Raw genomic sequence first — 6737 nt, forward strand, 5'->3', positions numbered from 1 at the left:
ATCCCTCCTAGTTCACTTCCTGTGATATCCATTCTTTTGCTTGCTCACGTAATTTGTACTTTTGGATTTTTCCTGAAGCGGTCATCGGGTATTCGTCAACTAAGAAGACATATTCAGGAATCTTGTGAAAAGCAAGCTTTCCTTTGCAATATTCCCTGATTTCTTCCAAAGATAACGTATAGCCTTCCTTTATTTTGATACATGCAGCCGCTTTTTCGCCATATTTCTCATCAGGAACCCCGATGACCTGTACATCTACGATAAGGTCATGACTGTATAGAAACTCTTCAATTTCTCTTGGATAAATATTTTCACCGCCGCGGATCATCATATCCTTTAGCCGGCCAGTGATTTGCACATATCCTTCCTCATCTATTGTAGCTAAATCTCCGGTATGCAGCCAGCCATCTGCATCAATGACCTGCTTAGTCGCTTCAGGCATTTTATAATAGCCTTTCATGACTAAATATCCTCTTGTACAGAGCTCACCTTGCTGGTTGGGAGCTGCTTCTTCACCTGTCAGCGGGTCAATGATTTTTACCTCTGCATGCGTGTGGGCTTTTCCTACTGTTTGGACACGGCGCTCAATCGAATCAGTTCTTGTCGTTTGCGTAATAACAGGAGAGGATTCCGTCTGTCCATAGGCAATCGTAATTTCAGTCATCCCCATAACATTTATCACTTTTTTCATGACTTCAATCGGACAAGGGGAACCTGCCATGATTCCTGTTCGAAGGGTGGTTAAATTGTAGCGGCTGAAATTTGGGTGATTTAATTCAGCAATAAACATAGTAGGGACTCCATGCAAGGCCGTACATTTTTCTTCCTCGACCGTTTGTAAAACTAATTCAGGATCAAATTCAATAATCGGCAGCATTGTTGCTCCGACAGATACACAAGCCATCGTACTTAATACACAGCCGAAACAGTGAAAAAAAGGAACAGGGATACATAAACGATCTTGATTCGATAGATTCATAGCTTCGGCTACAAGGTAGCCATTATTGACAATATTGTGGTGTGTGAGCATTACGCCCTTTGGAAATCCCGTTGTTCCGGAAGTGTACTGCATATTTATCACATCATTATGGGATAATTCGTTCTCTCTGCCAGCTAGTTCTTCATCTGTCACTTCGCCTGAGAGCATAAGGAGCTCATTCCAGCTGTTCATACCAGCAGGAGCTTTGTCCTTGCCTATATAAATGAGATTCTTTAATTTTGGGAGTTTATCTTGGTGGGGAGCTTGAAAATTAGTAATTTGTTTTAAAGTGTCCACATAGGAAGTACCTTTAAATCCATCAATTAAAAAAAGGGTAGTAGAGTCTGATTGTTTTAATAAATACTCAAGCTCATTCGCTTGGTAGCTTGTATTTACTGTGACAAGAACGGCTCCAATCCGGGCAGTGGCAAATTGCAAAAGCAGCCATTCGGGTACATTTGATGCCCATATCGCGACATTCCCTCCTTTTTTGATGCCAAGCTTCATTAAAGCTTTTGCGAGTCTAGTCGATTCATCGTAAAATTGCTTATAGGTGAGACGGATATTTTCTTTTGAATACACGACGGCTTCTTGCTGACCATATTTTTGGGCTGTTTCTTTTAAAAGAGTACCAATGGTAAGTGATTTTAGCATAAGAACCTCCTTAAGAGACAAAATGTTCACGCTTACATTATAAAACACAATTTAAGAAAACTTAATAAAATTTCTTTCTGCAATTTTAGATAATAGAATAGAAGACAAGTATAATTTTTGTTGCTGAGAGGAGTGAAAGAGGATGAAGTCTAAACACACTTATCCATATATTGCCCTAACAATAGGGGTAATTGCTGTTTCTACCTCTGCCATTCTAGTAAAACTGATTACAGCACCAGCTGCTGTCATCGCCTTTTATCGAATGCTATTTTCGACATTGCTGATTGCTCCTTTTTTCATTTGGCATTCCTTATCAGAATTGAAAAGAATGACGAAAAAAGATTGGATGTACTCGACGATTGCCGGAATTTTCTTAGCTTTTCATTTTATCCTTTGGTTCGAATCATTAAATTTCACATCAGTTGCCAGCTCAGTAGTGCTGGTAACACTGCAGCCTTTGTTTGCTTTTATTGGAACGTTTTTGTTTTTTAAGGAAAAAGTATCGCGGTTCGCTCTTTTTTCTGTGCTGACTGCCATCGCAGGCAGTGTCATTATTAGCTGGGGAGATTTTAAAGTAAGCGGGTTAGCCTTATATGGAGATTTATTAGCCCTTATAGCTTGTGCGATGGTAACAGCCTACCTTCTCTTTGGTCAAGGTGTAAGGAAAAGGCATTCTTTAACCTTGTATACGTTTATTGTGTATGGGATATGCACAGTGACTTTATTTATTTACTGCTTATTCTTAAACATGCCGTTAACAGCTTACCCCGCGGGCGACTGGGTTTACTTTCTATTATTAGCGCTCGTGCCAACGTTGCTGGGTCATTCGTTATTTAATTGGTCAGTAAAATGGATTAGTACAAATTTGATTAGTGTAGCGATTTTATTTGAACCGGTCGGAGCCATTATTCTAGCTTACTTTATCCTCGGTGAGATCGTCATGTGGACCCAGGTACTTGGCGGGATTGTCATTATTTTTGGAATCATGTGTTACCTTTTTGAAAAAAAGCTTCTTAACCAAAATACCATCACTCAAACTCATTAGTACCTATTTTTATAGGTCCCTTTTTTTTCTAAAAAATGAAACTTTTTCCCCGTTCTGTTCGTAATACTAATAGGAAGAAAATAATTGAATTGTATTTTTATAGAAAGGAGGTTCCTAGACAAGAAAGGTCAGCAATTGAAAGGGGTGGATGTATATGGAACTGTTTGGTACTTCTCTTGAGACAATCTATTTTTATGGTTTAATCATTGCGGGTAGTCTTACATTTTTATACATTCTTTTCGGGGATGTGCTGGAGGGAGTTTTTGAAGGGATAACCGGCAGTTTGCTAAACCCTACATTATTATTTTCCTTTTTAACGATTTTCACCGCAAACGGATATTTATTTGAACTCATCACCTCTTTACATAGTGGACTAATCTTCCTAATCTCATTAGGTATATCATCCATTCTTGTAACATTACTGAATGTTTTTGTTTTAATTCCTCTTTCATCTGCAGAAGAATCACTTTCTTATTCAGAGAGCGATCTTAAAGGAAGAATGGGCGTTGTCATTACTTCTATTCCGGTTGATGGGTATGGAGAGGTTATTTTAAAAAGCAATAGCGGTTCCATTGCCAAACCTGCAATAAGCTTTGATTCATTACCCATACCATCTGGATCAAACGTTTTGGTAATAGATGTCCAATCAGGTGTTTTATCTGTCGTTGAACAGAAAGGTTTAGATGAAATTTAGATAGGGGGAAATGATTTGACAACAGCCATTTGGATTGTGATTGGAGTTGTAGCTTTCGTATTAATTGCACTATTAGGAGTATTCGTTACGAAATATCGAACTGCGGGTCCTGATGAAGCCTTAATCGTAACCGGCAGCTATTTAGGAAACAAAAACGTTCATGTCGACGAAAACGGAAATAAAATAAAAATCGTCCGTGGCGGAGGAACATTTGTATTACCTGTTTTTCAACAGGCAGAGCCGTTAAGCTTGCTTTCAAGCAAATTGGAGGTTTCCACCCCTGAAGTGTATACAGAACAGGGGGTGCCTGTTATGGCAGACGGGGTTGCGATCATTAAAATCGGAAGCTCAATTGGTGAAATTGCGACAGCTGCTGAACAATTCTTAGGAAAGACGAAGGATGACCGGGAACAAGAAGCACGTGAAGTACTGGAGGGCCATCTTCGGTCTATACTCGGGTCGATGACTGTCGAGGAGATTTATAAAAACCGGGAAAAGTTTTCACAGGAAGTTCAGCGAGTTGCTTCTCAAGATTTAGCAAAGATGGGCCTCATTATTGTTTCATTTACAATTAAAGATGTACGTGATAAAAATGGATACTTAGATTCGTTAGGGAAACCAAGAATAGCTCAGGTTAAGCGTGATGCTGATATTGCAACAGCCGAAGCTGATAAAGAGACGCGAATTAAGCGGGCAGAGGCTGACAAGGATGCAAAGAGATCTGAATTAGAGCGGGCAACTGAAATTGCTGAAGCAGAAAAAATAAATCAGCTTAAAATAGCTGAATTCAGAAGAGAGCAGGATTCTGCAAAAGCAAGGGCTGACCAAGCTTATGATTTAGAAACCGCTCGATCTAAGCAAGAGGTCACTGAGCAGGAAATGCAAGTCCGAATTATTGAACGTCAAAAACAGATAGAGCTTGAAGAAAAAGAGATTCTTCGTCGTGAGCGCCAATACGATTCTGAAGTGAAGAAGAAAGCAGATGCGGACAGGTACTCAGTTGAGCAGGCAGCAGAAGCGGAAAAAGCGAAGCAGCTGGCAGAAGCCGATGCAAATAAATACCGCGTTGAAGCAATGGCCCAGGCCGAAGCAGAACGTGTACGTATTGATGGTCTTGCAAAAGCAGACGCGCAAAAAGCTCAAGGGGAAACTGAAGCAGAAGTTATTCGCCTGAAAGGACTCGCTGAAGCGGAAGCGAAAGAAAAAATTGCAGAAGCATTTGAAAAGTTTGGACAGGCAGCAATGTTAGACATGATTATTAAAATGCTTCCTGAATATGCAAAACAAGTGGCAAGCCCGCTCTCTAATATTGATAAAATTACCGTTGTGGATACAGGAAGCAGCAGTGAAAACGGCGGTGCAAATAAAGTATCCGGTTATGCAACAAACTTAATGAGCACCCTGCAAGAAAGTCTAAAGGCTTCTTCAGGAATAGATATGAAAGAATTAATTGAGAATTTCTCTGGAAAAGGGAATGTCCGTCAAAGCATCGACGGTCTGGCAGATGAGATAAAGGAAGCGAATCTGCAAACGGCATCTACGAAAGAGAATAAGTAAAATAAATAATTCAAAAGCAACTATAAAATAGTGAAGCTTATAAATGACCCTGGTCCTGGAACGGGGTCATTAGTTTTTTTATCTAAAGCCAAAAAATTAGATCTTTTGATTTAGTAGGAAAATGAATAAATATGTCGAAAAAGATTAGGAAGGAAAGCGAGGTTTTGACGTGTTTACGATTCGAAAAGCAACTAGAAATGATTGTCAAGGAATAGCAAAGGTGCATGTGGATAGCTGGAAAACAACGTATAAGGGGGTTGTTGTGCAAAACTATCTTGATTCATTATCTTATGAACAAAAAGAAAGGCAATGGGAACAGGCGGATCTGAATTTTTTATTTGTGGCGGTAAATCATTCAAATGATATCGTCGGTTTTGTAAGCTACGGTCCTGAAAGAACGAAAAATTATAATATTGGCGGAGAAATTTATGCAATATACATACTTGAGGAATACCAAGGGCATGGAATAGGTAAAGCATTAACACTTCATGCTGTGGAAGATTTACTAATCCATGGCTACAAACGAATGATGGTCTGGGTTTTAGAGGAAAACCGAAATAAAGGTTTTTATCAATATTATCTGCCGCACGAAATAGCAGAGAGTTCATTTACAATTGGCAACCGTCAGCACATTGAGGTTGCTTATGGATGGAATGATTTAAATCTGTTGTACCAAAGGTTATCTGCTAAAGGTGCGAGGGAGATTAACGGATAAAATCTGGATAATTCTTGGAATACTTAAATTGATGGCAAAAGCCTAGTAAATAAGCTGCTAGAAAACAGAGAAAAGCTAATGACAGCTTTTCGACGATAAACACTTTGACAGATGTGAGTTATTAAGTTACAACGCCGGATGATTGGTTGCTGTATACAATCTACCCTTCGACTCACTCTATGATTTTGGACAATTAATGCTTTATAATTAACGAACTAGGCTTTCTTTTACCAAGCTTAACCTTTCATACCCGACCTATTAAGCCATTATATGATGCAGCCGGGATGGACCCTCATCACGGCTGCATGGAAAGGTGAAAATAATTTGCGAAGTATGCAAAAATAATCGCCAGCGGAAAACTAAAAACCATTGACCAACCACTCACTAATCCTTCCTCATTTGTAATTCTAATCGCCTCTTTATATCCATACAAAAAATGAACTAATGATAGAACGTAGCATAATCCCATAAGTAATCCAGTCTCATTCATCATTTCGTTCTCCTCCAATTAAATCTACTTATTTCTAATAGATTCAAAAAGCAAAGGTTTTATGACTGTTTTCTCTATTATTATTTCTATTAACTTTTGTGTTTAAGGTATAGGATCAAAGCTGCTATTTTCATTCCAAATCAGTTTAAGCTCTGTTGTATAGAAAAAAACACTCTAAGAATGAAGACGATAAATTTTTAAAAATAATTTGAAGTTATCTTGGTAGTAATTCACATTAAGATGAAGAGAAGAAATTTACAAACACAATAACCCATCTATATATAGGTTCTCAATTATCAAAATCAAATCCTTTGTTTAATTGGATAATAGAAATAATTTTCTTTTGCAAAAAAGTATCAAAAAAGACTTGTGATTAAGAAATATACGTGTTATATTATTAATCGTCGCTGCTGAAACAAAAGCAATGACGAAATAAAAAACAAAAATAACTCTTGACTCAAAATAGGGGAAGATGTTATATTAAAAAAGTCGCTTCTAAAGAGAAGTTGACATCAAAATGATCTTTGAAAACTAAACAAAGCAAAGCGTCAACGTTAATTCTAGATTTATTTTTACAAAAGAGTCATGGATCTTCTGCTAAAG

6 protein-coding genes are annotated in these 6737 nt (G+C 38.1%); 4 read left to right on the top strand and 2 right to left on the bottom strand.

Translation table 11 applies throughout. From position 1 onward, the window contains the following. Nucleotides 1-7: 7 nt before the first annotated feature. A complete protein-coding gene (locus IC621_RS15180; RefSeq protein ID WP_191159161.1) occupies nucleotides 8-1633 on the bottom strand; it encodes an AMP-binding protein in 1626 nt (541 codons plus the stop codon). A gap of 142 nt (nucleotides 1634-1775) precedes the next feature. Between IC621_RS15180 and IC621_RS15185 the strand changes: the two genes are divergently transcribed. The 4 genes from IC621_RS15185 (at nucleotide 1776) to IC621_RS15200 (ending at nucleotide 5644) form a co-directional block, all read left to right on the top strand. Beyond that, a complete protein-coding gene (locus IC621_RS15185; RefSeq protein WP_191159162.1) occupies nucleotides 1776-2678 on the top strand; it encodes a DMT family transporter in 903 nt (300 codons plus the stop codon). 154 nt (nucleotides 2679-2832) lie between these two features. Next, nucleotides 2833-3372, top strand: coding sequence for a hypothetical protein (locus tag IC621_RS15190; protein WP_191159163.1), 540 nt, complete (start codon nucleotides 2833-2835; stop codon nucleotides 3370-3372). 15 nt (nucleotides 3373-3387) lie between these two features. Then, nucleotides 3388-4929, top strand: a complete 1542-nt coding sequence (locus IC621_RS15195) for a flotillin family protein (protein ID WP_191159164.1) — start codon at nucleotides 3388-3390, stop codon at nucleotides 4927-4929. Between the two features lie 169 nt (nucleotides 4930-5098). Continuing rightward, entirely contained in the window at nucleotides 5099-5644 is a 546-nt protein-coding gene (locus IC621_RS15200; RefSeq protein ID WP_191159165.1) for a GNAT family N-acetyltransferase, read from the top strand. Nucleotides 5645-5939: 295 nt separating this feature from the next. Here the strand turns inward: IC621_RS15200 and IC621_RS15205 are convergent, their stop codons facing one another. Next, nucleotides 5940-6137 carry a hypothetical protein gene (locus tag IC621_RS15205; protein ID WP_191159166.1) on the bottom strand — a complete coding sequence of 66 codons (198 nt, stop codon included), beginning with the start codon at nucleotides 6135-6137 and terminating at the stop codon, nucleotides 5940-5942. Between the last annotated feature and the right edge of the window lie 600 nt (nucleotides 6138-6737).

The organism is Metabacillus arenae (assembly GCF_014773385.1).
GTDB classification, from domain to species: Bacteria; Bacillota; Bacilli; order Bacillales; family Bacillaceae; genus Metabacillus_D; species Metabacillus_D arenae.

What these genes read in the sequence shown, in the direction of transcription:
- IC621_RS15180 (WP_191159161.1), bottom strand. Translation starts at nt 1,633, where the DNA reads ATGCTAAAATCACTTACCATTGGTACTCTTTTAAAAGAAACAGCCCAA.
- IC621_RS15205 (WP_191159166.1), bottom strand. Translation starts at nt 6,137, where the DNA reads ATGATGAATGAGACTGGATTACTTATGGGATTATGCTACGTTCTATCA.
- IC621_RS15185 (WP_191159162.1), top strand. Translation starts at nt 1,776, where the DNA reads ATGAAGTCTAAACACACTTATCCATATATTGCCCTAACAATAGGGGTA.
- IC621_RS15190 (WP_191159163.1), top strand. Translation starts at nt 2,833, where the DNA reads ATGGAACTGTTTGGTACTTCTCTTGAGACAATCTATTTTTATGGTTTA.